A 25284-nucleotide genomic window follows, 5' to 3' on the forward strand; every position below is an offset into this window, starting at 1 on the left:
AACACCGACAGGACACCCGCATGAAAGCCCGCATCCGCGAATCCCATCCCGCCAGCTTCTGGCTGCTGGCCATCGTGTTCGGCCTGTTCGTGCTGTTCATGTACGGCCCCATGTTCGTCATCTTCATCCTGAGCTTCCAGGGCCCCGAGGGCGGGCTGACCTTCCCCATGCGGGGGGTGTCGCTGCGCTGGTTCTACAAGCTGGCCGAAGGGCTGGGCGTGGTGGACATCGGCGCGGCACTGTGGCGCTCGCTCGGCCTGGGCGTGGCGGTGATGCTGTGCACGGTGGTGCTGTCGGTGCTGGCCGGGCTGGCGTTTCGCAAGCGGCTGGCGGGCGGCAACACGCTGTTCTTCATCGTCGTGGCCAGCCTGATCATGCCGTCCATCATCGTGTCGCTGGGCATCGGGCTGGAGTTCCGGCTCATCGACAACGGCATCAAGGCCGCCCTCGAATGGCTGGGCATGGAGAGCACGCTCGAAGGCTACGGCACGTCGCTGGGCCTGTTCACGTCGGCCCTGGGCGCGCACCTGACCTGGACGCTGCCGTTTGGCCTGCTCATCATGTTCGCGGTGTTCAACCGCTTCAACCCCGCGTACGAAGAGGCGGCGCGCGACCTGGGCGCCACCCCCTGGCAGGGCTTCGCCCACGTGGTGCTGCCGCTGATCGCGCCCTCGGTCGTGGGCATCGGCATGTTCGGCTTCACCCTGAGCTGGGACGAGATCGCCCGCACCTCGCAGGCCATCGGCGACGTGAACACGCTGCCGCTGGAGCTGCAGGGCCTGACCAGCACGGTGACCACGCCGTCGATCTACGCGCTGGGCACGCTGACCACGGTGGTGTCGTTCATCGTCATGGGCATCACGCTGGCGCTGGTGTGGGCTTTGGGCCGCAGGCGCAAAGGTCGTTCGGGGTAAAAACGGCACCCCTATGACGACCACCATTCCCAAGCCCCGGCGCGCACGCGCTGCGGCCGCCGAACCGACCGCCCAGCCCGAGGCCCCAGGCCAGCTTAGCGACAACGATATGTACGACCGCATGGTGTCGGCCATCCTCGACCACCGGCTACCCCCCGGCACCAAGCTGGTGGAGGACAAGCTGGCGGCGGCCTTTGGCGTTTCGCGCACGCGCGTACGGCCCGTGCTGGTGCGTCTGGCCCATGAGCAAGTGGTCACGCTCACGCCCAACCGGGGCGCATCCATTGCCCAGCCCACGCCGCAGGAGGCGCTGGAAGTGTTCGAGGCCCGCCGCCTGCTGGAGCCACGTTTGGTGGAGCTGTTCATCGCCAACGCCACCGATGCCGACATCGCCGCGCTGCGCACCTGCATCGACGACGAAGAGGCCGCGCGCGCCAGTGGCGATATGCGGCGTGCCATCCGCCTGTCGGGCGATTTCCACCTGCACATCGCGCAGGCCGCCGGGCACCAGACGCTCGGGCGCATCCTGCGCGAGCTGGTGTCGCGCACCTCGCTCATCCTCATGACCTACAGCCCCAGCCACGCGCAGACCCGCGAAGAGGCCACGGCCTGCGGCTGCCGCGAGCACCGCGCGCTGATCGACGCCATCCGCCTGCGCGACGCGCGCGAGGCGCCCCGCCTCATGCTGGCGCATCTGGCGCGCATCGAAACGCAGCTGGAGTTCACCCCGCCGGCCAGCGATGTGCCCGATCTCGCGCAACTGCTGGGCGCCTGAATCCCGACACGTCGCCATGCGCCAGCTGCTCGTCATCAACCCCAACACCTCGGCCAGCGTCAGCGCCTTGCTCCAGCGGCATGTGCAGGCAGCCGCAGGCTCGCACGTGGCGGTACGCACGGCCACGGCGCGTTTTGGCGCCCCCTACATCGCCTGCGAGGCCAGCTACGCGGTGGCGGCGCATGCGACGCTGGATGCCTGGGCGCATGACCTGGTGCAACCCCAGCCCCGACCCGATGCCGTGCTGATCGGCTGCTTTGGCGACCCGGGCCTGATGGCGCTGCGTGAAAGTTGCCCCGTGCCTGTGACGGGCCTGGCCGAGGCCTCCTTCATCGAAGCCGCGCGCCATGGGCGGTATGCCATCGTCACGGGAGGCGAGCGCTGGGGCCCCATGCTGCAGCGCCTGGCGCAGGCGCTGGGGCATTCGCATGGGCTCGCGGGTATCCACACGGTGGCGCCCACGGGGGCCCAGCTGGCGGCAGACCCGGACGCTGCCCACGCGTTGCTAGCCCAGGCCTGCCGTGACGTGGTGCGGCAGATGGGCGTGCAGGCTGTCATCCTGGGCGGGGCAGGACTTGCCGGCATGGCCGCTGCGGTGCAGCCCCAGGTGGCCGTGCCGGTGATCGACAGTGTGGTGGCCGGTGCCACCTGGGCCCTGCGGGCCCACCCCGTGCCGCCAGAGCGCAAAGTGCCCGGCTTCGATGTGGCATGGGCGGGGGTGTCGGGGGAGATGGCGGCCTTGGGCACAGCCGGGGTTGTTTGACACTGCTGGGCAGACCACCTGGTCTACGACGGCACTGGGAGGGCCGTTGGCTCTCAAGTTATACGTATTTTTGGCATCTGACGCTTATCCAGTAAGCGCGAGCAGCTATAAAAATAGAAGCAGCCTGCGTTCAAGGCGCCAGTGTCTTCGGCTGGTAGTCGCAATACTCACTCACCACACACTCCCAGCAGCGCGGCTTGCGTGCCTGGCACACATAGCGGCCCAGCAGGATGAGCCAGTGGTGCGAATCCACTGCGTAGGCTGCAGGCACGCGCTTCATCAGCTGCATCTCCACCGCCAGCGGGTTTTTGCCGGGCGCCAGGCCCGTGCGGTTGCTCACGCGAAAGATGTGTGTGTCCACCGCCATGGTAGGTTCGCCGAAGGCCACATTCAGCACCACATTGGCCGTCTTACGGCCTACGCCGGGCAGGGCTTCAAGTTCCTCCCGGGTGCGCGGAACTACGCCACCGTGCTGCTGCACCAGGATGCTGCAGGTTTCCATCAGATGCTTGGCCTTGCTTTTGTACAGGCCGATGGTTTTGATGTAGCCCTCCAGCCCGTCAATCCCCAGGTCCAGGATGGCCTGCGGCGTGCCCGCTACGGGGAAGAGTTTGCGTGTGGCCTTGTTCACGCCCACGTCGGTGGCTTGGGCCGACAGCAGCACGGCGGCCAGCAGTTCGAACGGGGTGGTGTACTCCAGCTCCGTGTTGGGCATGGGGTTGGCCGCCTTGAGGGTGGCGAAGAAGGGCTCGATGTCGGAGGTCTTCATCTGGACTTGGGTGGGGATGTCTTTTTTCTGGAAGGCACGGGTGGTGCCGCTGCATTGTCCCGCAGCTGGCCGCGCAGGAATTCGAGGAACATGCGCACGGCGGCCGGCAGGGTGCGGCCGTGCAAGGTCTGCAGCTCGGTATAGCGCGCGCCCATGCCGGGCTCGCGGATCTGTGCGGCGCGCAGTTCGCCGCGCTGCACGCGGTCGCGCACCGTGACTTCGCCCGAGATGGACAGCCCCCCGCCGTGCAGCACGAAGTGCATCAGGGTCTCGAAGTGGTTGCACACCAGTGCGGGCTCGAACACCAGGCCGCGCTGGCTGCAGCCGATGTCGAACAGCTGGCGCACGGTGTTGTCGCGCTCGGGCAGGGCGATGGGGTAGCCATGCATTTGCGCCAGCGTGACCGACGCGAAACGCGCGAGCGTGTGGTCCTTGCGCATGATGGCGATGACGGGTGATGCCTGGCGGTGCTGCACCGTGATGTCCCGCTCGGCGGAGCGGCTGTAGGTCAGGCCAATGTCTGCATCGCCGTTGAGCACGGCGGTGGTCACGGCCGCCGGGCTGACCACCCGCAGGTGGAACTGGATGCCCGGGTACTGCGTGCGGAAATGCGCCATCACACGCGGCAAAAATTCGATGGCAAAGCCGGCCGAGCTGCACACGCGCACCAGCCCGGTGTGCAGGCCCTGCAGCGCCTGAATATCCGAGACCACGCGGTCCGCCTCCAGCGCGCCGCGCCGGGCGTAGGCCGCCAGCAGCTCGCCGGCGGCGCTGGGCGCCATGCCGCGCGGGCGCCGCTCGAACAGCGGCACGGAGAGCAGGTCTTCGAGCGCGGCCACCTGCCGGCTCACGGCCGAGGGCGACACATTCAGGCGCGTGGCGGCCTCGCTGACCGAGCCGCTGCGCACGACCTCCAGAAAGTAGCGCAGTGCCGTGTCCTGAAGCCGGGTCGAAAGCATGGGGCCACCTTGGGGTGTGGGTTGCATAAAACGCAACGATAACCTCAGAAATCGTCGATTGTCGAAACGCAAGGGGCTGCTTATGCTGACTTGCAAATGACACAATCCTCCAGCTCCGCCACATCGACCACACCCGCGCAGTCTGCCCAGGGCAGGGCACCGGGCGGCATCGTCGGCCACACGGCCACCAGCCTGTCGCGCGCCATCCACGCCCGCGACGTGTCGTGCGCCGAGGTGCTCGACGCCTACCTGGCCCAGGTCGACCGGCTGAACCCCGTGGTCAATGCGCTGGTGGCCCTGGCAGACCGTGACGTGCTGCGTGCGCAGGCCGCCGAGCGCGATGCGCAGCTGGCGCGCGGCGAGAGCCTGGGGCCGCTGCACGGATTTCCGCAGGCACCCAAGGACATCATGCCCGCCGCCGGCATGGTCACCACGCGCGGCTCCCCCATCTTTGCGGGGCAGGTGTCCACCACCGACGCCGTGGTGTTCGAGCGCATGCGCGCGGGCGGTGCGCTGTTCATCGGCCGCAGCAACTCGCCCGAATTCGGCCTGGGCGGGCACACCTACAACCCCGTGTATGGCACCACGCGCAATGCGTTCGACCCGGCCGTCTCGGCGGGCGGCAGCAGCGGCGGGGCGGCGGTGGCCGTGGCGCTGCACATGCTGCCGGTGGCCGACGGCTCGGACATGATGGGGTCGCTGCGCACGCCGGCGGCGTTCAACAACGTGTACGGGCTGCGCACCTCGTTCGGCCTGGTGCCGCACGGGCCGACCGAAGAGGTGTTCTTCCAGCAGTTCAGCGTGGCCGGGCCCATGGCGCGCAACATACCGGACCTGGCGCTGCTGCTGTCGGTGCAGGCGGGCTTCGATGCTCGGCTGCCGCTCACGCGCCGGCACGAGGACGTGGCCTTGCTGGGGCAGCCGCTGGAGCGCGACTTCCGCGGTGCGCGCATCGGCTGGCTGGGCGACCTGGGAGGGCACCTGCCCACCGAGCCCGGCGTGCTGGCCACCTGTGAGCGGGCGCTCGCGCACTTTCGCACGGTGGGCTGCACGGTGGAATCCGTGGTGCCTGCGTTCGACATGGCCCAGCTGTGGAATGCCTGGATCGACCTGCGCAGCTTCAGCGTGGCGGGGGCCAATGCGGCCCTGTACCGCAACCCAGACACACACGCACTGCTGAAGGCCGAGGCGGTGTGGGAGATCGAGCGCGGCATGCGCCTGTCGGCCCTGCAGATATACGACGCGGCCCGCGTGCGCAGTGCCTGGTACCAGGTGCTGCGCGGCCTGTTCGAGCAGTTCGACTTTTTGGTGCTGCCGGCCGCGCAGGTCTTCCCGTTCAATGCCGACCTGGACTGGCCGCATGCGGTGGGTGGCCGCACCATGGACACCTACCACCGCTGGATGGAGGCCGTGGTGCCTGCCACCATGGCCGGCCTGCCCGCACTGGCTGCGCCTGCGGGCTTCGGGCCCGGGGGCTTGCCTGCAGGGCTGCAGATCATCGGTCCGGCGCAGTCCGATGCGGCCGTGCTGCAGGTCGGGCACGCGTACGACCAGGCCAGCGGCCATGCCCGTGTGCCGAGCCCGTTGCTGGGTTGATGCGCGCTGTTTTCCCCACCGTTTCGCCATCCCGCCCTTACCGCACTTTTTGACCGGAGAACTCCCCATGTCCTTGCCGCGCGCCCGCTTCGTATCGTGTCTCCTGGCCAGCGCATTCGTGCTGGCAGCGCCCGCCGTGTCCTGGGCGCAGCAGACCTATCCCGACCGGCCCGTGAAGCTGGTCGTCCCGTTCGCGCCCGGCGGCGCCACGGACATCCTGGGGCGCCTGCTGGCCACGGCGATGGGCGAGCGGCTGGGCCAGCCGATGGTGGTCGAAAACAGGCCGGGCGCGGGCACGGTGGTGGCCGCATCGCTGGTGGCCAAGGCACCGGCCGACGGCTACACCCTGCTGCTGGGCGCCAACACCACGCTCACCATGAACCCCGCCATCCGCACCAACCTGCCGTACGACCCGGTGCGCAGCTTCACGCCCATTGGCATGGTGGCCGACATGGGGCTGCTGCTGGTGGCCCACAACGATGTGCAGGGCAGCACGCTCAAGGACATCGTGGCGCAGGCCAAGGCCGCGCCGGACAAGTTCTCGTACGGGTCCTACGGCACGGGCTCGTCGGTGCACTTCGGCGCCGAGATGCTCAAGGCCACCGCGGGCTTTCCGATGCTGCACGTGCCCTTCAACGGCAGCTCTCCCAACCTGACTGCGCTGATGGGCGGGCAGGTGCAGCTGGCGGTGGACACGGTGGTGGCCTCCACCCCGCTCATCAAGGCCGGCAAGATCAAGCCCATCGCCGTGCTGAGCCCGCAGCGCCTGGCGTTGTTGCCCAACGTGCCCACGGTGGCCGAGAGCGGCTACCCGGGCTTCGACATGGGCTCGTGGTTTGCGTTCGTCGCACCCGCAGGCCTGCCCGCACCGGTGCAGAAAAAGCTGGAGAAGGCCCTGGCCGACACCATGGCGTCCGCCGAATTCAAGAAGAAGCTGGTGGACATTGGCATGACCCCGGCCTGGGGCAACGGCGACGCGCTGCGCGCCCGCATCGAGCGTGAGCTACCGCTGATGCGCGCCGTGGCGGCGCGGGCGGACATCCGCGTCGATTGATCAAGAAGGCAGCGCGGGGCTCGCTCAGGCCGTGCGCTGCACCGCCAGGCACAGCCAGCAGGCAAACGCGCCCGTGCGGTTGCTCACGCGGAAGATGTGCGTGTCCACAGCCATGGCGGGCTCGCCGAAGGCCACATTCAGCACCACATTGGCTGTCTTACGGCCCACGCCGGGCAGGGCTTCAGTGTCTCGCGGGTGCGCGGCACCACGCTGCCGTGCTGCTCCACCAGGATCTGGCAGGTCTGCAAAAGGTGCCTGGCCTTGCTTTTGTACAAACCAATCGTCTTGATGTAGCGCTCCAGCCCCTCAAACCCCAAGTCGAGGATGGCCTGCGGCGTGCCCGCCACGGGAAAGAGCTTGCGCGTGGCCTTGTTCACGCCCACGTCGGTGGCTTGGGCCGACAGCAGCACGGCGGCCAGCAGCTCGAACGGGGTGGTGTATTCGAGCTCCGTGTTGGGCATGGGATTGGCGGCCTTGAGGGTGGCAAAGAAGGGCTCGATCTGCGCGGCTTGCATGGGGCGGGGTATTTTTGCGGGTAGGTGCCGCATTGTCCCGCAGTGGGACTGTGTCTCTGCGGAGTTGGATCTTCGTGGCTACCATTGCGCAGACATTGTTCAGGCCATGCCCGTTTTAGCGGAGGGTGGATTCGCTGGCCGCAAGGCGAGCTGGGGTACCGTGCCAAACGCGCTGATGACGCCTCTGGCACGGCAGCCAACCCCATTGGCTCACGGATTGCGTTAGCTACATGCGTAGTTCGACGCCAGTTTCGCCGCGTTCGCGTCGTTGGCCGGACCGGTGTAGCGCGGGTACTTCGGGTACTGGCAAAGCGGTCTTTCGAACTGCACCGCCCCATTTGCCGGGTCCAGTTTTTGAGCGGTCAGGGTGCCAGGCGCAGCTTTGTTGGTGACCCAATTGTCGAGCGCGGTCAGCAGGTCGGCCGTGTCGGCACCGGGGCCGCCAGCGCAGTGATCAACACCCGGCGCAATGTAAAAACGCATGAAGGCGTCTGCGGCACTTTGCCCTCCTACTTTGGAAACCACATTGTTGTAGTACTCGGCAGTGTTGTTCTTGCTCAATGCGGCATCATTACCCCCGTGCCACAGAATCAACTTCGCACCGCGGTCAACGAATGGCTGGATGTTGCTGTTCGTTGCGTCATTCAGGGCAGCCATCGCACTGAGCGCGCTCTGGTTCTGATCCCACGGTGAGTAGGCTAAGGAGTTGGCGCTGGGATCGCGCGCCAAATAGTTCTTCACGGTTGTGTCCTGGAAGAGGTATTGCAACGCGGTGGTCACGTTGCCGTTGCCCGTGACCCAGAGGCCCATGGCTGTGGGGCTGTCCTCGTTCCCGGTAAGGCTCCAGCCGGCGTTGCGGAACGTAGGGCTGCCAGCAAACACGGCGTCGGTGGTCCACGAGGAGACCACGGCCAGCTGCGCATCGGACAAGCAGGTGTCGCCCGTATCTGTGCCCCCAGCGCAGCGCAAGCTGGCAGGGTTGAATGCGGCAGAAGTACAGGCTGACTGGTTGGAAACAACGCCGTCGACCACACCATCCAGGCCGTCGCACGCGTCGCGGACGGACTTTGCCAGCAACGAAGTCTTGGCGGAAGTGAACGCGCCACCGGGCGCTGCCAGCGCCTTGGCGGTGCGATTGAAGGCCCCCATGAAACCGACCCAGTTGTATGCAGGCGCACGTGCAATCACGCCGTCAAACAGTTTGGGATAGCGCTGCACGTTCATCAACCCTTCCCGGCCGCCGTTTGAGCACCCTTCGTAGTACGACTTCGATGGCAACTGCCCGTACGCTGCCGTGACAGCTTCGATGGCTGTTGCCATGACCGTGGGGACCGACAGGCTCCCGAATAGTTGTGCCGCAGTAGGGTCTGTGAGTGCGAAAGACGCATCGAGCAAGCTGCCTTGATGGCCGGAATCGCTGGAAGCGGTGGCATAGCCTTGCTTGAGGGCGGACGCTGACAGCGCAACGTCCGGGATGGCGCCGTTGTAGCCTCCTCCGCCCGCGTAGTGGAGTTTTCCGTTCCACGAATCCGGCAGGCGAATCTCGAAATTGAGTTTGGGGGCCAGCGTGCCGTTGACCTTGCAATAGGTCGGAGCCGGACCGCTGGCGGGGACCACTGCCGCCGTGAGCGCCGCGCCGCCGATTGTCTTGCCCGAAAGTGTTGCGCACGCCTGCTGCGCGGTAGAGGATGCCCTGACAGCGTCGTTGTCGTTGCTGCCGCCACAAGCGGACAGGGAAATTATGGAGGCCGTGACTACGGCAGATCCGACGCTGGCTGAACGAGAGCGAGTGGGTTTCATGTCCTATTTCCTTGTTGAGAAAACAAGGCGATTTGATTCCTACAGCCAGTTCGACACTGTCCCTGGGCGTACATTTGTGATAGGGGGTTACGCTAATGCGGCGGGGGAATTTCGCTGCGTTGGGCGCCTCTCTTACGAGCGATATCAAGGGCTCCGCGTCTGGTGAAAGAGGTGCTTTTGAAGCCTCGGGCGTATGCAATATTTCTTGATTTGGGGCTGCGGTAGTGGTGAAAGCACCTCCGCAGTGGGTGGGCAGAATGCCTCGCCCTTGAGGCTTGGCGACCTGCACGGCTGCAAGCCGGCACGTTCCGGCCGTGGCCAGAGCCTTATTCGGCGTTGCGCGCGAAACTGCCGAGTGCTTTCAAATCCAAAATCTGCAAGTTACCGTAGTTGGCACGCACGAGCCCTGCGGTTTCCAACGCCTTGATCGCGGCATTGGTGCGCTGGCGTGACAGGCCAGCAAGCTCGCCCAACTCTTCTTGCGAAACGAAGAGCGCAGAACCCATCCCGGGGTACAGCACGGGGTTGAACAGGCTCAGGATTGCGCGCGCCAGCTTGAGCATCGGATCGTCGATGCGGTCGGTTTCCACCATACCCATGAACTGGCCGAGCCGCTCGTTAAGGTGGTCCAGCACAAAATGGTTGAAGGAGAGACTGGTGTCCAACAACCAGCGGAATGTCGCCCGCGGAATGTGCACTGTCATGCTTTGCTGCATGGCCACGATGTCGTAGTGCCGGGGCGCAAATTTCATTACCGAGCCCTCGCCGATCCAGCTCCCCGCAGGAATTCCGCTATAGATCAGCGATTTTCCGCTGCGAAAGTCTTCGCTTGCCTTGAGCAGCCCCTCCACCACACCAATCCAGGAATTCGCGGGTTCGCCTTTGCGGGCTACGAATGCCTTGTCCGCGTGCCGTTCTGCGTACGCGTCCTCCAGCACGCGCTGGCGGGCTTCTGCCGACAGCAACTGCATCCACTTGGTTTCTTCAAGCCACGCGGCGATGGGTTTTGATGATCCGGATTTGCGCATTCAGGGATCTCCGAGGGCAGGCATTCGCAACTATTTTCACGCGGCGTGATGCGTCTTCAGTCGCTAGGCGCTTGCGTATGCACCGCAAACGCCTTGTATGCGTGCGAGTTCTGCGGTCCAGAGCTTGTGCGAAAAAAAGTCCGATTGAAGCCGTGACCGTGACCGTGGCTGCGGCCCCTTGCGCCTTGCTGATGTCGGTGCTCATGGCGCACGCTGCACTGCCAGGCACAGCCAGCACGGAAAGGCTCCGGTGAGCAGGTTCACCGCGAAGTGCTCGTCATACACCTCGATCGCAGGCCGCGCGGCGAGTTCCCAGCCCGCAGGGATTTGCCCCGGTGCGGTCATGCCGGCCCAGGCCGCGCCCATCTCGGGCCCGGTGCCTGTGAATTGCATGCAAGCGTAGTCGCCCCCCGCAAAGTCCTGCACCAGCGCTTCGGTGCCGGTACGCAGGCCGACGCCGATCTGCACGCAGGCGTCATAGCGGCATTGCTCGGGCGGCGTGCACGCGGGGTTGTCGTGGCTGATGCCGTAGTACTTGGGGCGTGGCTCGCTCAGGCCGCGATCACTGCACCACTGGCCAAAGCGCTCCCAAAGCTGCGTGAGGGCCGGGCCGTAAGGGCCGGTCTGGCGCATGTAGGCGAGGCGCATGGCGGGCAACTGGCGGATTTCTAGGGGCATGGTGGTTTGCCTGAGAAGGAGTGGGGGACGGTGGGGGACAGGGCTACAAGTCTAAGCCGCAGGAAACCTGCACGCCAATTAGCGACAATGCGAAATTCCTAGTCTGCCAACCACACCGCCGCCATGCAATTTGCCGACCGCCTGAACAACGTAGAAACCTCCGCCATTCGTGAGCTCTTCAAACTGCTGGGCAAGCCCGGCATCATCAGCTTTGCGGGCGGCTTTCCGGACAGCGCCATGTTCGATGTGGAAGGCATCCGTGCCGCCAGCAACGCAGCGCTGGATGAAGAACCCGGCGGCGCGCTGCAATACGGAGCGACCGAGGGCTACAACCCGTTGCGCGAGCAACTTGCCGCCTTCATGGCCAGCAAGGGCGCGCAAGATGTGGCGGCCGACAACCTCATCGTGACCACCGGCAGCCAGCAGGCGCTGGATCTTTTGGGCAAGACGCTCATCAGCCCCGGCGACAAGGTCATCGTGGAAGGCCCGACCTTCCTGGCCACCATCCAGTGTTTCCGCCTGTATGGCGCAGAACTGATCAGCGCCCCCATCGACGGCAACGGCGTGAAGACCGACGAGCTGGAAAAGCTCATCGTCGAGCACAAGCCCAAATTCGTCTACCTGATCCCCACCTTCGGCAACCCCAGTGGCGCCATGTTGAGCGCCCAGCGCCGCAAGGCCGTGCTGGAGATGGCCGTCAAGCACAACACCCTGATCGTCGAGGACGACCCCTACGGCGACCTGTACTTCGGCGACGCGCCACCCCCGAGCCTGCTCAACCTGTCGGCCAGCGTGCCCGGCAGCCGCGAGCTGCTGGTTCACTGCGGGTCCTTGAGCAAGGTGCTCTCGCCTGGCCTGCGCGTGGGCTGGATGATTGCCCCGGCCGAGCTGCTGGCCAAAGCCACCATGTGCAAGCAGTTCAGCGACGCGCACACCAGCACCTTTGCGCAGGCCACCGCCGCCCAGTACCTCAAGGCCGGCCGCATGCCGGCCACGCTGGCCCATGTGCGCAAGGTGTACGGGGAACGCGCCCAGACCATGGGCGACGCGCTGCGCAAGGAACTGGGCGATGCCGTCGACTTTGTGCAGCCCCAGGGCGGCCTCTTTGTGTGGGCGCGCCTGACCGGCGCAAGCGGCAAGGTGGCCGACGGCAACGTGCTGGCCAAGCGCGCGATTGAAAAGGGCGTGGCCTTCGTGCCCGGCACGCCGTTCTTCTGCGCCAACCCCGACCACGCCACCTTCCGCCTGTCGTTTGCCACGGCCGATGTGGACAAGATCCGCGAAGGCGTGGCGCGGCTGGGCCAGGCGATCTGACGCATCAATGTCTGATACAAACGATCTTGCCAACGTTCTCCAGCGCCTCGAAAGCCTGGAGATCAAGGCCAGCTACACCGAAGACCTGCTGGACCAGCTGAACATGACCATCTACCAGCAGCAGCAACTGATCGACCGGTTGACGCACGAGGTCATCCAGCTGCGCCAGCAGGCGCCCGAAGGCGGCTCGAACGGTCCGCGCAATCTGCGCGACGAGCTACCGCCGCATTACTGATCTGATTTTTCGATCTAGGCCTTCACGGCCCGCAACGCCGCGTCCGCCAGCTCTGCGCGATACGTGGTGGGCGAGGGTAGGCCACCACCCAGACCTGAACGTTCGGACAGCCACGCCCTGCAATAACTCTGCACCGGCCCCATCACCAGCGATGGCATCAGCTCGCAAGGCAGGTCGAGCAGCGCGCCCGACTGGCGGTGGGGCTCGAACCAGGCCACCAGTGCCTGGTTGCGGCGCCGTGCCGCCTCGGCCAGGTCGGGCGTGCGTTGGCCGGCCGCCACGGCGCCGCGCGCCTGGAACAGAAAACGCGCCCGCTCAGGCTGCGCCACCACCCAGTCCAGATAGCCCGTAACCAGGGCCTGTACGCCCGCTTCGACGCCCTGGGCGGCGTCCAGCTGTGCCTGCACGCTGCGCGACTGGTCGTGAAAGATGTCGAAGAACAGCGCGGCCACGATGCCGTCGCGGTTGCCAAAGTGGTGATAAATGCTGCCAACGCTGGCCCCACAGCGGGCGCGCACACCGTCGATGGAAACGGCATCCACACCAACTTCGGCCGCGCAGGCGAGGGCGGCGTTCAGGATGTCCTGACGGCGGTCGGTGCTGGCTTCGGCGGGAACGGCGGAGGGGCTGGGGGTGATTCGGCTTGCCATGGAACGGGATTCTAGAATAAAGTTCTAGAAAAACCTTCTGCTCCCTACGCAACACCATGTATTCCTCCGCCACCACCGCGCCCGTGCCTTCTGCACCCATGCCGCCCGCCCCCGGCGCCGCCCTGTATCCGCACCTGCTTGCCCCTTTGGACCTGGGCTTCACCACGATCAAGAACCGCGTGCTCATGGGCTCGATGCACACGGGGCTGGAGGACGGGCGCGACCTTTCGCGCATGGCGGCGTACTTCCGCGAGCGGGCCGAGGGGGACGTGGGGCTGATCGTGACCGGTGGTTTTGCGCCCAACATCGCGGGCTGGGCCAAGCCGTTTGCGGGCACGCTGGCGACCTCGGGTGCGGCCAAGCGCCACCGCGTGGTGACCGACGCGGTGCACGGCGCGGGCGGCAAGATTGCACTGCAGATCCTGCACACCGGCCGCTACGCCTACCACCCGCTGGCCGTGGCGCCCTCGCGCCTGCAGTCACCGATTTCGCCGTTCACGCCGTTTGCGCTGTCGGCGCGGGGTGTGGAGCGCCAGATCCGTGCCTTTGAGAACTGTGCCGTGAAAGCGCGCGAGGCCGGCTACGACGGCGTGGAGGTGATGGGCTCGGAGGGCTACTTCATCAACCAGTTCCTTTCGCAAACCACCAACCTGCGCACCGACGCCTGGGGCGGCGACTACAGTCACCGCATGCGCCTGCCGGTGGAGATCCTGGCCCGCATGCGCGAGGCCGTGGGGCCTGACTTCATCATCATCTACCGCCTGTCGATGATCGACCTGGTCCCTGGCGGCAGCGCCTGGGACGAGATCGTCACCCTGGGCAAGGCCGTGGCCACCGGTGGGGCCAACATCGTCAACACCGGCATCGGCTGGCATGAGGCGCGGGTGCCCACCATTGCCACCAGCGTGCCGCGCGCAGCGTTTGCCTGGGTCACACAGAAGATGAAGGCCGAGTTCGCGGCCGCAGGCATTGCCACGCCGCTGGTCACGTCCAACCGCATCAACACGCCTGAGGTGGCCGAGCAGGTGCTGGCGGATGGCTGCGCCGACATGGTATCGATGGCGCGGCCGCTGCTGGCCGATGCCGACTTTGTGAAGAAGGCGCGAGAGGGCCGGGCTGACCGCATCAACACCTGCATCGCCTGCAACCAGGCCTGCCTGGACCATGTGTTCCAAAACAAGACCAGCAGCTGCCTGGTGAACCCACGTGCCTGCCATGAGACGGAGCTGGTCTACCGCCCGGTGTCGTCGCGCAAACGTGTGGCGGTGGTGGGCGCGGGGCCTGCGGGATTGACCGCTGCCACGGTCGCCGCCGAGCGCGGGCACGAGGTGCATCTGTTCGACGCGGCCCCGGCCATCGGCGGCCAGCTCAACATGGCCAAGGTGGTGCCGGGCAAGGAAGAGTTCCACGAAATGCTGCGCTACCTGGCCACGCGGGTGGAGGACACGGGCGTGCAGCTGCACCTGAACCAGCGCGTGCAAGCCGCCGACCTGGCGGGCTTTGATGAGGTCATCGTCGCTACCGGCGTGGAGCCACGTGACCCGAAGATCCCTGGCCAGGACCACCCCAAGGTGCTGAGCTACATCGACGTGCTGCGCCACGGCAGGCCGGTGGGCGAGCGCGTGGCCATCATCGGCGCAGGTGGCATTGGCTTTGACGTGGCCGAATTCTTGACGCATGGTGACCATCCTTCCACCACGCTGGACCTCCCGGCCTGGAAGGCCGAATGGGGCATCACCGATCCGGCTGCGGCGCGCGGCGGCCTGGTACCCACGGGGCCACGCGCTACGCCACCCGCACGGCAGGTGACGCTGCTGCAGCGCAAGAAGGGCAAGCTTGGCGCGGGCCTGGGCAAGACCACGGGCTGGATCCACCGGACCACGCTGAAGATGAAAGAAGTGCAGATGGTGAGTGGCGTGAACTACGAGCGCATCGCCGACGAGGGGCTGCTGGTGTCATACGGCGACAAGCGCGAGGACCCCACCTGGATCGCTTGCGACACCGTGGTGTTGTGCGCTGGGCAGGTGCCCCTCTTCAGCCTGGCGCAGGATCTGGAGGCTGCGGGCCACAAGCCCCATCGGATTGGCGGCGCGCTGGAGGCCGGGGAGCTGGATGCCAAGCGCGCCATCGACCAGGCGGCGCGGTTGGCGGCCCGGCTCTGACAGGTAGGGCTACCTGGGCGTGTTGCGCTCCCGCACCAAGCGGATGTGCGCCATCAGGTTTGGGTAGAACATGCGCGAGCCTGGCGCCTGTGGGTCGCTGCCCAGGGCTTCCAGTTCGTCGCATAGCTCCAGGATGCGCGGGTTGCCCGCCGCCTCGGCGGTGGACAGAACGAACCGGTTGAACGGCTCGGTGTACAGGATCGATTCCGACAGCGGGTGCGTGCAGCGCACGGCATCGAGGCCCTGCGCTGTGGCCAGCTGGTCCAGCAGGGGGCCGAGCACGGTTTCGCAGCGCTGGGCGAGCAAGAGCACTGTCCTTGCAAGGCCCTGGGGTCCCCGCATCGCTAGCAAGCTGGCGCCATCGTCATCCGCTTCTATGATGAGATCCGGGTCGGCGCGCAGCCAGTGCGCCATCCGCAGCAGGGCGGTGTAGGGCAAGGGGCTGTCGGCCGTGTCGTTGAAATACTCGGGCAGGCCATGGTCGCGTATGCGCTCGGCCACCGCATCGAGGCGCGATGCGACCGTCAGCGACAGCGTGACGGTGTTTTGCGGCGTGGACCTGACGACCACCAGCAGCCAGTGCTTGCCGCCGGAGAAATTGCTGCAATACAGGTGCCCGACCCGGCTGGGCGACGGCGCGTCGGTCATGGTCGGCTCGTTGACGGGGTCGTGCACGAAGCCCTTGGATTGCATGAAGGGCCGCAGCGCGCGCAGCACTGCCGCATACACACTGTCCAGAGTGGGCAGTACGGGCCATTCCACATGGTCGCGCCGGGCCCGCCAGTCCAGCAAGCGGCGGTTCAACGTCAGGGCGAGGCGGTCGAAGTTGTGCCAGCTGCAGGCAATGCTGCAGGAGTCGTCCAGCTCGTGGCCGGTACGGCTGAATTCACCGGCAAAGACGGCGTCGTAGTCGTTGTCGAACTGCTCCCGGTAGTAGTGTTCGGTGAAGGCCAGGCCTTCCTCGTTCACATCATCTGTGCTGAACTTGCCATCGCACGCATCGAACAGAAAGTCTGCACAGGAGATGCGCCTCGCGCGCAGGTCATCCAGATAGTCATTGAGCCCTTCGCCACCTAATCTGCGCAAGGTGAGCCAGGCGACATACATCCCGATGCGCGTGCCTGCGGCCTCCTTGGGCAGATCAGTCTGGAAATCGATGAAGTAGTAATCCGCGGAGTCGAAGATCATGGAGGGCCGCTACAGGAATTTTCCTGCCGCAGTGTAGCGATGCCGAAGATGCTCAGGCGCTGGCCGACAGCCCCAGCGCATGGTACACGCGTGCTGCCGCATAGGCATCGTTGGCAGCGTACACCAGCTGCGATTCGGTCAGCCGGGGGTTGGCCCAGTTGGAGGTGGCAGCCTTTTTGGATTTGATGAAGCGCCGGTTGAACAGCACGGCCACCGCGCCCTTGACGCCCATCTCCTTGCGGTAGCCCTGCTGGCGGAACACGTGGTTAAGCTCCAACACGCCTTCGGGCACTACGCCCAGCTTGGCCTGTATGCGCTTTTTGTCATCCCCCAGGCCAAAGCCCGCCTTGGTCACGCCGCGCAAAGCCAGCAACTCGGCCACGCGGGCGCGGCAGCCGGGGTCGTGCAGCTGGAATACCCAGGCCGTGTCGAGCGTGGCCAACTGCACGATGTGGGGTCCATCGGATTCCTCGCCCTGCACGAAGGTGGGTTTGGATTCGGTATCAAATCCCCAGGCGCTGGCCGCCGCCAGGGCGTTGCAGGCCGTGTCGGCCTGCTCCGGGGTGGAGACGAGGGTGATGCGGTCCGTGCCCAGCCGCTCGAAAGGGTCCAGCAGGGCGATCTGGTCTTTGTCGGGGGTGGCGTGGTGGGCGGTGCGCGAAGGCGGGTGGGGGCGCCGGGGAGGGGGGGATGCCGTCATGGGCCCATTGTGCCGTGCCCGCTTGGGAGCCCTGCCGTGCCCCACGCCGGGGCAGGGGCGCATCCGCCTCTGTGGCAGCGCTCTCAACGCTGGGCCGTCTTGTGCAGGTGGGGCATGTCGGCAATGTGACCCAGGGCCTCTTGGCAGGCTGCTATGGTCAATGCCTGCCGTGCAGTCAGCCAGCCTACGCCAAACCAGGCCCTTGGGTGGGTGGCGGCAACCTGACCATACAGCGTACAGGCCACACGTTCGTCGCCCAGCCGGCCCATGGCCGCCAATGCGGGCTGCAGGCTGGCGAGGAAAGCGTGCCCCTCTGCGTCCAGCGCAGGCTCCACAAATTCCGTGAGGTAGCGCAAACGCTTGAGTCGTTTGCGCAGGTGGTGTTGTTCCTCCGCCGGCAACGCTGCAAAGCCCTGGGCGCCTGCGCGCACCTTGGCATGCAGGCTGCGCATTCTTTTTTGCAGCAGGCGGCGGACGTCCTTGGCATCCAGGGCCTCTCCCCCGGTCGCGGATGGGGCGTCGAGGCCCCGGGCTGTGAACGCCATGAGGGCGATCAACGCCGCTTGGAACGCTGGCGTGCGCACGATGGCAGCGGTGCAGGGGCCGGGGGCTTCTTTCATCGCCGCACGCACCTCCAACGCGGGCGCGCCTGCATCGCGCATCTCGGCAACGATGGGCTGCAGGGCCTGGCCCCGATCGCGCAGCTGGCCCAGGCGCTGGAACACCTCCACCAGCGTCGGCTCCCAGGCGGGGTCGAACGCGCCGGGGGCCAAAGGCGCCAACTCGCGCAAGGCCGTGCGCAGCCGGCGGATGCCGATGCGCAACTGGTGCACGTGCTCTTCATCGCCCCCGCCTTCCACGATCTCGCTGGCATTGCCCAATATTTGCTGGAGGCAGTGCGCCACCACAGTGCGCTGCAGTTCGCGCCCCTGCAGAAAGTGCTTTTGGGGGGCACTGGCCTTCATCGGAGCGGCCTTGGTGGCGGGCCGGGCCCATTGCGGGGCCAGCAAGCGTTCGCCACGCTCTGCCTTGGACACCGTGCTCAGAAACAGCCCATGCCGTGTGGCCCACCGGGTCGCGAGGGCCGCCAGGCCTGCCAGCGGCCCGGCTTTGAGCTCCAGCTCCAGCTCGCAAATGCGCGCCTCCTTCTGCTGCGGTTTGCCGCGATGGGCAATAACCCGTCCGGTGTCCAGGGCCAGCTCCACCACACCGCCCTTGAAAGCGATGTCCCGCGTCACGCGGTCCATCTCGGTGCCATAGGTTTCGGTCAGCGGGCCGGTGGCTGCCTGCAGCGCGTGAAGCAGCCGAGTGCCTGCCACGGTGCCGGCGTGGAGTTCAGGCTGCGGCTCCGGGGCAGGGCCGGTGGCGTGGGCTTGGCCCCGGTCCACGTTGTGCTCCTCGCGGTCCAGCGGGCCATCGCCCAGGGCCTTGACGGTCTGCACCCACTGGTTGCCTTCGCGGCGCAGCCGAAAGGCAATGCCGCGCGACGACAGCGCTGCATCGGGCGTGTCGAAGTAGCGGGCCTCCATGCGGATTTGCGCATGTGTGCCCCGGCGCGCTGCGGCCTGCACTACCGCCAGGCGCTCAGGGGGGATGCAGAACTTGAACTCGATTTCCATGAAGAATGGGCGCTGTGAGGGGGAGGGCAGAACCGGCCAGTGAAGGATTATAAATATCTCAAATGAATGGCCGGAATGGCGATATTCATGGGTATTGAATTATTGCTGCGAAGGTGCGGACGATGAAATCAGGCTCATCCCCAGTGGGGTGCCATTTTTATCGCGAACGGAGGTAATCGCCTTGAACGCCGATGCCTGAACCCGGTCTGGTAAGCGCACAAAGTTGTTTTCATGGACGAGGGTGTCGCCATTGAGAAACGACCAGATAATGAATTTGAGGGCCTGTGTGGTTTGCTCCGGGTTCTGGGTGACCTTGGGGAACACCACAAACGTGCCCATGGTGATGGGCCACACGGATTTTCCGGGCTTTTGCGTCAAAGTGTTGTTGAAGGTGCCAGTGGCCGGCCATTCGCTGTTGGCCAGCGCGGATTTGAACGCATCGATGGAGGGTTTCACAAAAACCCCCTCGGCATTCTTCATCTGCACCGATGCCAGACCGTATTCGGCCACATACCCAAAATCCACATAGCCAATGGCGCCCACCGTGTCGCGCACGCCCTTGGCCACACCCTCACTGCCTTTGAACGCCAGAAATCCTTCGGGCCACTTGATGCTGGTTTTGGCCCCGTGGGCTGCCTTCCATTTCGGGCTGACCTTGCCCAGGTAATCGGTGAAGTTGTAGGTGGTGCCCGAGCCGTCGGCGCGCACCGCCACCTTGATGGGCATGTCGGGCAGTGGCGTCTCGGGATTCAGCGCGGTGATTTCCGGGGCATTCCAGCGGCTGATCTCGCCCATAAAGATGCGGCTCAGCACTTCGCCAGTCAGTCGCAGCTGCGTGTTGTGCACCTTGGGCAGGTTGACGATGGGGCTGATACCGGTGATGGCCACGGGCAGGGCGAGCAAACCATGTTCGATGAGGTCCTTGTCGGGCGGGTAGACATCGGTGGCGCCGAAGCCCACGGCCTGCTGCTGGATTTTTTTCATGCCTGTGCTGGAGCCCACTGGGTCGTAGTCCACGCTGGAACCCGTGGCCTTGGCGTAGGCCTTGGCCCAGCTGCGGTAGATGGGCGCTGCGGCCGATGAGCCAGCGCCTGTCACGGCCTGTGCGCTGGCCTGGCCCAGTTGTAAAAGCGAAAGAGCCAGGGTGAATATGGCATAAATATATTTCATGTTTTTGGTGTATTGATTTTTATGAATAAAGATATATCAAGGAAATTTCAATCCCGGACCGGTGCCGGTCAGAGCCAATCTGGGCGATTTCCGGTGCGAAGCATATCAAAGTGGCGGTGGTTTTAACTATGGCAATACGGAGGCAAGGTTTCTGCAATCGTCATTATTTTGTCATTTGAAACAATTAGTATCTTTCGTGGTGGGGATAGAACCTTGTGGGCAAGGCACAACCACCAACCCTTGTTGTGGCGCAGGCTCCAGTCGCCCACCCTGTGGACCTTCACGAGAGATTCAGATGCTTCAAAAAATCAAGATTGGCACCCGGCTTTTCCTGGCGTTTGCAGTGCTTTTGCTGCTGATTTCTGCCTTGGCCGCCGGGGGCATCAGCGGCGCCAAGCGCCTCACGGAGCGCAGTGCGGCGCTGTATGGCGACCGGACGGTGCCCTTGGGCGTGTTGGCGGAGATCAGCCACCTCACGCAGCGCAACCGGGTTCTGGTGATGGACATGCTGATGGACCCGGGCACCAGCAACCTGCAGGCCAGCCACGCCGCGTTGACCGCCAACGTTGAGCGCATCCACACGCTGTGGACGGCCTACTCCGGCAAGGCGCTGGGCACCGAGGAGCAAGGCCTGGCGCAGGCCTTTGCCGATGCCAATGCCAACTACCTGGACAAGGGGTTGATCCCTGCGGCCTCCGCACTGCTGGCCAGCAAGTACGACGATGGCTCGGAGCTCTACATCAACCAGATTCGGCCCAATGCGGCCAAGGTGCAGGACACGATCGAGCAACTGGTGGCACTGCAGATCAACGTGGCGGCGGCGGAGTTTGCGGGCGCGCGGGAGATGAGCAACACCATTCACTGGTGGATGCTGGCGGCCACCGGCCTGGCCCTGGTGGTGGGGGCTGCGATGGCCTGGGTCATCACCCGCTCTATCTCGCGCCCCTTGCGCCAGGCGGTGGTGCTGGCCCGTACCGTGGCGGGCGGAGATCTGAGCGCGCAGATCGATGTGCGCGGCACGGATGAAACTGCGGAATTGTTGGGCGCCCTGCGGGAGATGAACCACCAGCTGGTGCGTGTTATCACCGAGGTGCGGGCCAGCACCGAGACGGTGGCGCAGGATGCTGTGCTGATTGCGGGGGGCACGGAAGACCTTGCGCGCCGCACCGAGGTGCAGGCGGCCAACTTGCAGGAGACGGCGGCTTCGATGGAGCAGCTCACCATCACCGTGCAGCACAACACCGACAATGCCCACCGCGCCACCGAGCTGGCCCAAGAGGCTGCCAAGGTGGCGAATGAGGGTGGCAGCGTGATGCGCGACGTGATTGCGACCATGCAGGAGATCAGCATGCAGTCGCAGAAGATCACGGACATCATCAAGGTGATCGACGACATCGCGTTCCAGACGAACCTGCTGGCCCTCAATGCGGCGGTGGAGGCTGCCCGTGCGGGTGAGCAAGGGCGCGGCTTTGCCGTGGTGGCGGGGGAGGTTCGTGGGCTGTCCCAGCGCAGCAGCACAGCCGCCCGTGAGATCCGGGGCCTGATTGGCGCCAGTGTGCGCGGTGTCGAGCGCGGGTCCCTCTTGGTAGGCCAGGCCGGCGAACGTGTAGCCCGCACCGTGCAACGGGTGGACCAGGTGATGGAGCTGATCAGCGAGATCAAGGATGCAGGGCAGGAGCAGGCCCGTGGCATCGCGCAGATCGGCGAGGCCGTGCGGCAACTGGACGCCGCCACACAGAAAAATGCCGTGTTGGTGGATGACAGCTCGTCGGCATCCGCTGGCATGAAGAACCAGGTCCGGCGCCTGCTGGAAGTGATCCACCAGTTCAGGTTGGCGCCCGACGGCTCTGGGGGGGCCGCGGCGTTGCCGCACCGGAGTGGGCGGCAACTGCCTGCTCTGCAAGCGGGGGTGACATCCCCGAAGCAACTTTCCATGGCTGCGCGTTAGTGTGAAACACTGCACTGGCACGGAGCAGGTCACCAGACGTCTTCGCGGTGGGGCCACCATCCCATGAACCGCACGGATGTACTGATCGCCATTGCCGAGGTAGCGCGGACGGGTGGCGCTTCCGCGCCCGAAGACGCCATCTCGCAACTGGCCGTGATCATCGATGGCCTGGAGCTGTCGAGCCGTGGCTCCGAACAGGTGATGGAGATGCTGCTGCGAATTGGTGCCTGCCTGTGGAACCTTCAGCAGGACCGCATGCGCTTGTGACACGCCGCCGCTATTCGCCCAAGGGTTCCAGCGAAGCGATCTGGTTGCGCCCCTGGTGCTTGGCCAGGTACAGCGCCTGGTCAGCGCGGTCGAGCATGTCGCGCAGGCTGCGGTCCGCCTGGCGGAAGGTGCTCAGGCCCAGGCTGGCCGTGATGCCGTAGGTGTGGCCTGTTTCATCGCCGAGCTGCAGGGCGCGAACGCCGTGCAGGATGCGCCTTGCCACTTCCAGGCCCTCGTCCATGCTGGTCAGCGGCAGCAACACGCCAAACTCTTCGCCGCCCAGGCGCCCCACGGCGTCACTGGCGCGCAGCTGGCTTTTGACGGCTTGGGAAAAGGCCACCAGGGCGCGGTCGCCTTCCAGATGGCCAAAGCGGTCGTTGATGGATTTGAAGTGGTCAAGGTCCATCATCAGCAGCGCGAGTGGCTCGCCGTTGCTGCGTGAGTGTTCATACACCGACTCGGCGCATTCCAGAAACGCGCGGCGGTTGGCCATGCCGGTGAGCATGTCGGTCGTGGCCAGGCGGTGCAGCTCGCGCTCCAGGTTCTTGCGCTGCGTCACGTCACGGTAGATGCCCTCGACCCCCGCAAAATTTCCGGTATGGTCGTACAGGGCATGGCTGCTGATGGAGATATCGATCACGGTGCCGTCACGCCGCACCATCTGGCCCGGAAAGTCCGATACCTCGCCGTTTTCCAGGATGGCGGCCTTGAAGGCGTCGCGGTCGGAGCTCTGCGGGTAATAGGACTCGGCCGTGCGGCCTTCGATCTCGTGGGGCTCGTAGCCCAGTACCCGCCGCACGCCAGGGCCTACATGCTGCACCACGCCTTGGGCATTGGTGCGGTAGTAGACATCCTGCAGGTTCTCGAACAGTCGGCGGAAGTTCTGCTCGCTCTCACGCAGCTGGGCCTCGATCTCGCTCTGGTGGGTCATGTCCAGGCCACACATCAGCACGGCGGGGGCTCCCTCCCACTCAATGGCCACGCTGGTGATCAGCACCATGCGCAGATTGCCATGCACCGTGCGAATGCGGAACTCCGACGGCTTGTTGGGCTGGCCGGCCTGCGGCGGCTCTGCCACCTGCTGAACGCGGTTGCTGGAGCGTTGCAAGTCGACGGGGTGTACGAATTCGCTGTATGGGCGCCCGATGAGGATGTCGGTGCTGTGGGCCTCCAGCAGCTGCGCACTGGCCACATTGGCAAAACGGATGGTGCCCTCCTGCGTGACGAGCACAGCCGCTGGCAGCGTTTGCAGCAGACGGAGGTCGTGGAACATCGGGCTTGGCGGTAACCAAAAGTAATGCTCCATTGTGGCACTTGGGTGCCTGGATTGGAATCCATGTCTGCGGCAGGCGGTACCATCGCCCATGAGAAAAACTTTCCAACTCCACGTTGAAGGCAAGAACCGCGACCGCGTTCTGGATGCCGTCAAGCACGAAATCCGCAAGTACATCAAGCGCGAACGGCGCCGCGACCTCCCCGAAGGCGCCGACTTCTGGGACTTTGACTGCCAGTTTGGCCGCACCAAAGAAGAGGCTGTGGTGGCACACCTGTCGGCCCTCACCGGCCTCATCAATGAGGTGGCGGCCGAAGGCGGTGCCCAGTTCTATGTCGAAGTCCTGGCCAAGCCCGCCAAGCGCAAGCCACGGCTGCCGGGCGAGGCGCAAGGTGCTGAGGGGGATGGCATGGACGAAGGCGACGAAGCGGCCTGAACCTGCCGGCACCTTGGCGGCCGCCCTGCACCGTTCTTCCAAAGGCTCCTTTCAGGAGCCTTTTTTGTGGGCGGTGGGGGCGGATTCCGCCGTGGCTGCTGCTATGCCCGTTGCGGCGCGCAGCTTGTCTTTCTTGCTGGGCCGTTTGCCTTTGATGCCGCCGGTGCCCTGGGGATCGGTGGCCGATGCGGGCGGAGGGGCCTCGGTGGGTTCAAAGCCTGCAATCTGTTCGCGCGGCAGGCTCAGATGCTGGCGCTTTTCGATCAGGCGGAAATGCGCTTCGGCATCGGCCGTCACAAAGCTCACGGCCATACCACTCTCACCCGCGCGGCCCGTGCGGCCGATGCGGTGCACGTAGTCCACTGCCGAACGGGGCAGGTCGTAGTTGACCACGGCAGGCAGCTGCGCAATGTCGATGCCGCGTGCCGCCAGGTCGGTGGTCACCACCACCTGCCAGCGTTCGTCCTTGAACTCCTGCAGCACCTGTTTGCGCGCGCCCTGGCTCAGGCCTCCGTGAAAAGGCGTGGCAAAGATGCCCGCCTTGTAGAGCTTTTCGGCCACGTGCTCGGCCGCGTACTGCGTGGCCACAAACACCAGCACGCGCGACCAGCTGCGTTCCTTGACCAGGTGCCGCAGCAGCTGGGTGCGGCGCACCGCGTCCACCGCAATGGCGCGTTGCTCGATGGCGGGCTCGTTGCCTGGGGTGTGGGGCACCTCCACGCGCACCGGGTTTTTCAGCAGGCCATCCGCCAGCGCCTGCACAGCGGCGGGAAAGGTGGCTGAAAAGAACAGGTTCTGCCGCTGGGCGGGCAGTAGCGCCAGCACACGCGTCAACTCTTCGGCGAAGCCCAGGTCCAGCAGGCGGTCGGCCTCGTCGAGCACCAGGTGTGCCACTGCGGACAGCCGCAGCGCGTTGTGCTCCACCAGGTCCAACAGGCGGCCCGGGGTAGCCACCACGATGTCGGCGCCGCCGCGCAGGCCGAGCATCTGCGGGTTGATCGACACCCCGCCGAACACGATGGCCACCTTCAGCGGCTGCTGCAGATGCTGGGCCAGGCTGCGCAGCACCTCGCCCACCTGGGCGGCCAGTTCGCGCGTGGGCACCAGCACCAGGGAGCGCACGCGGCGCGGGCCGCTGGTGGCGCTCAGCTGCAGTTGCTGCAGAAGGGGCAGGGCGAAAGCGGCGGTTTTGCCCGAACCCGTTTGTGCTGCGCCCAGCAGGTCAGCCCCTTGCAGGATGGCCGGAATGGCGCCCGCCTGGATGGGCGTGGGCGCTAAAAAGCCCGCTTTTTCGGCAGCGTGGACAAGGGCGGGGGACAGACCGAGGGAGGCAAAGGGCATGGGGGCGGCGCTGGAGCGGCATTGAAAAGGCAACGCACGACAGCGCGAACGGGAAAAGATGGGGAGATTGTCGCCGCAGTTGCCACTGTGGCCTGCGCATGGGGCCAGCAGTTGCCGCGCCGCTGGCGCA

General features: G+C 65.6%; 23 protein-coding genes and 1 pseudogene. 11 read left to right on the plus strand and 13 right to left on the minus strand.

The window, feature by feature from the left end; translation table 11 throughout:
* Positions 1–20: 20 nt before the first annotated feature.
* From ASE52_RS02030 to ASE52_RS02040, 3 genes are read left to right on the plus strand one after another with little or no spacing between them, the layout of a single operon-like run.
* Positions 21–914, plus strand: coding sequence for an ABC transporter permease (locus ASE52_RS02030; protein ID WP_057223384.1), 894 nt, complete (start codon positions 21–23; stop codon positions 912–914).
* 13 nt (positions 915–927) lie between these two features.
* The gene (locus tag ASE52_RS02035) at positions 928–1689 is read left to right on the plus strand and encodes a GntR family transcriptional regulator (protein WP_057223387.1); all 762 of its coding nucleotides are present in this window, start codon (positions 928–930) and stop codon (positions 1687–1689) included.
* Positions 1690–1705: 16 nt separating this feature from the next.
* On the plus strand, positions 1706–2452 hold the full coding sequence (locus ASE52_RS02040; protein WP_057223390.1) for an aspartate/glutamate racemase family protein: 747 nt from the start codon (positions 1706–1708) through the stop codon (positions 2450–2452).
* A gap of 130 nt (positions 2453–2582) precedes the next feature.
* On the opposite strand, the gene nth (ASE52_RS02045) is transcribed toward ASE52_RS02040, so the two are convergent.
* Positions 2583–3221, minus strand: a complete 639-nt coding sequence (gene nth / locus ASE52_RS02045) for an endonuclease III (RefSeq protein ID WP_057223393.1) — start codon at positions 3219–3221, stop codon at positions 2583–2585.
* Complete coding sequence (locus ASE52_RS02050; RefSeq protein ID WP_057225094.1) at positions 3218–4180, minus strand: LysR family transcriptional regulator; 963 nt, start codon at positions 4178–4180, stop codon at positions 3218–3220. The genes nth (ASE52_RS02045) and ASE52_RS02050 overlap by 4 nt, the downstream gene beginning before the upstream one ends.
* Positions 4181–4276: 96 nt before the next feature.
* Between ASE52_RS02050 and ASE52_RS02055 the strand changes: the two genes are divergently transcribed.
* Both ASE52_RS02055 and ASE52_RS02060 read left to right on the plus strand, forming a co-directional pair.
* Positions 4277–5776 (plus strand): amidase, encoded by a 1500-nt coding sequence (locus ASE52_RS02055; protein ID WP_057223396.1) that lies wholly within the window; start codon positions 4277–4279, stop codon positions 5774–5776.
* Between the two features lie 67 nt (positions 5777–5843).
* On the plus strand, positions 5844–6830 hold the full coding sequence (locus ASE52_RS02060) for a tripartite tricarboxylate transporter substrate binding protein (RefSeq protein WP_057223399.1): 987 nt from the start codon (positions 5844–5846) through the stop codon (positions 6828–6830).
* A gap of 69 nt (positions 6831–6899) precedes the next feature.
* Here the strand turns inward: ASE52_RS02060 and nth (ASE52_RS02065) are convergent.
* The 4 genes and pseudogenes from nth (ASE52_RS02065) to ASE52_RS02080 form a co-directional block, all read right to left on the minus strand.
* Positions 6900–7345, minus strand: a pseudogene (gene nth, locus ASE52_RS02065) (endonuclease III); the annotation flags it as partial.
* A 222-nt stretch (positions 7346–7567) separates the two neighbouring features.
* Positions 7568–9145: a tannase/feruloyl esterase family alpha/beta hydrolase gene (locus ASE52_RS02070; protein ID WP_057223403.1), complete on the minus strand. Its 1578-nt coding sequence runs from the start codon at positions 9143–9145 to the stop codon at positions 7568–7570.
* 326 nt (positions 9146–9471) lie between these two features.
* Positions 9472–10173 carry a Crp/Fnr family transcriptional regulator gene (locus ASE52_RS02075; protein ID WP_057223405.1) on the minus strand — a complete coding sequence of 234 codons (702 nt, stop codon included), beginning with the start codon at positions 10171–10173 and terminating at the stop codon, positions 9472–9474.
* Positions 10174–10374: 201 nt separating this feature from the next.
* Complete coding sequence (locus ASE52_RS02080) at positions 10375–10851, minus strand: GyrI-like domain-containing protein (RefSeq protein WP_057223408.1); 477 nt, start codon at positions 10849–10851, stop codon at positions 10375–10377.
* A gap of 123 nt (positions 10852–10974) precedes the next feature.
* Between ASE52_RS02080 and ASE52_RS02085 the strand changes: the two genes are divergently transcribed.
* Positions 10975–12165, plus strand: coding sequence for a PLP-dependent aminotransferase family protein (locus tag ASE52_RS02085; RefSeq protein WP_010460741.1), 1191 nt, complete (start codon positions 10975–10977; stop codon positions 12163–12165).
* 7 nt (positions 12166–12172) lie between these two features.
* On the plus strand, positions 12173–12400 hold the full coding sequence (locus ASE52_RS02090) for a SlyX family protein (RefSeq protein ID WP_057223410.1): 228 nt from the start codon (positions 12173–12175) through the stop codon (positions 12398–12400).
* Positions 12401–12414: 14 nt separating this feature from the next.
* Here ASE52_RS02090 and ASE52_RS02095 read toward each other — a convergent pair whose 3' ends face one another.
* Positions 12415–13050, minus strand: a complete 636-nt coding sequence (locus ASE52_RS02095) for a TetR/AcrR family transcriptional regulator (protein WP_057223412.1) — start codon at positions 13048–13050, stop codon at positions 12415–12417.
* Between the two features lie 98 nt (positions 13051–13148).
* On the opposite strand from ASE52_RS02095, the gene ASE52_RS02100 reads away from it, so the two are divergent.
* Positions 13149–15212, plus strand: coding sequence for an NADPH-dependent 2,4-dienoyl-CoA reductase (locus ASE52_RS02100; protein WP_057225095.1), 2064 nt, complete (start codon positions 13149–13151; stop codon positions 15210–15212).
* Positions 15213–15221: 9 nt separating this feature from the next.
* Here the strand turns inward: ASE52_RS02100 and ASE52_RS02105 are convergent, their stop codons facing one another.
* The 4 genes from ASE52_RS02105 to pstS all read right to left on the minus strand — a co-directional run bounded on the left by ASE52_RS02105 (position 15222) and on the right by pstS (position 19889).
* The gene (locus ASE52_RS02105; RefSeq protein WP_057223415.1) at positions 15222–16400 is read right to left on the minus strand and encodes a hypothetical protein; all 1179 of its coding nucleotides are present in this window, start codon (positions 16398–16400) and stop codon (positions 15222–15224) included.
* A gap of 52 nt (positions 16401–16452) precedes the next feature.
* Positions 16453–17100: a 3'-5' exonuclease gene (locus ASE52_RS02110; RefSeq protein WP_057223418.1), complete on the minus strand. Its 648-nt coding sequence runs from the start codon at positions 17098–17100 to the stop codon at positions 16453–16455.
* An 83-nt stretch (positions 17101–17183) separates the two neighbouring features.
* Positions 17184–18719, minus strand: coding sequence for a CYTH and CHAD domain-containing protein (locus ASE52_RS02115; protein WP_057223421.1), 1536 nt, complete (start codon positions 18717–18719; stop codon positions 17184–17186).
* A gap of 99 nt (positions 18720–18818) precedes the next feature.
* Positions 18819–19889, minus strand: coding sequence for a phosphate ABC transporter substrate-binding protein PstS (gene pstS, locus ASE52_RS02120; protein WP_057223424.1), 1071 nt, complete (start codon positions 19887–19889; stop codon positions 18819–18821).
* Positions 19890–20184: 295 nt separating this feature from the next.
* On the opposite strand from pstS, the gene ASE52_RS02125 reads away from it, so the two are divergent.
* Positions 20185–21837, plus strand: a complete 1653-nt coding sequence (locus ASE52_RS02125; protein ID WP_057223427.1) for a methyl-accepting chemotaxis protein — start codon at positions 20185–20187, stop codon at positions 21835–21837.
* A gap of 63 nt (positions 21838–21900) precedes the next feature.
* Positions 21901–22104: a hypothetical protein gene (locus tag ASE52_RS02130; protein WP_057223430.1), complete on the plus strand. Its 204-nt coding sequence runs from the start codon at positions 21901–21903 to the stop codon at positions 22102–22104.
* Between the two features lie 10 nt (positions 22105–22114).
* Here ASE52_RS02130 and ASE52_RS02135 read toward each other — a convergent pair whose 3' ends face one another.
* Entirely contained in the window at positions 22115–23377 is a 1263-nt protein-coding gene (locus tag ASE52_RS02135; protein WP_057223433.1) for a sensor domain-containing diguanylate cyclase, read from the minus strand.
* A gap of 91 nt (positions 23378–23468) precedes the next feature.
* Between ASE52_RS02135 and ASE52_RS02140 the strand changes: the two genes are divergently transcribed.
* Positions 23469–23813, plus strand: a complete 345-nt coding sequence (locus tag ASE52_RS02140) for a DUF6172 family protein (RefSeq protein ID WP_010460762.1) — start codon at positions 23469–23471, stop codon at positions 23811–23813.
* A 51-nt stretch (positions 23814–23864) separates the two neighbouring features.
* On the opposite strand, the gene ASE52_RS02145 is transcribed toward ASE52_RS02140, so the two are convergent.
* Positions 23865–25154, minus strand: a complete 1290-nt coding sequence (locus tag ASE52_RS02145; protein WP_057223435.1) for a DEAD/DEAH box helicase — start codon at positions 25152–25154, stop codon at positions 23865–23867.
* Positions 25155–25284 lie beyond the last annotated feature (130 nt).

The sequence above is a fragment of the Acidovorax sp. Root275 genome, from assembly GCF_001428965.1.
Classification (GTDB): Bacteria; Pseudomonadota; Gammaproteobacteria; order Burkholderiales; family Burkholderiaceae_C; genus Acidovorax; species Acidovorax radicis.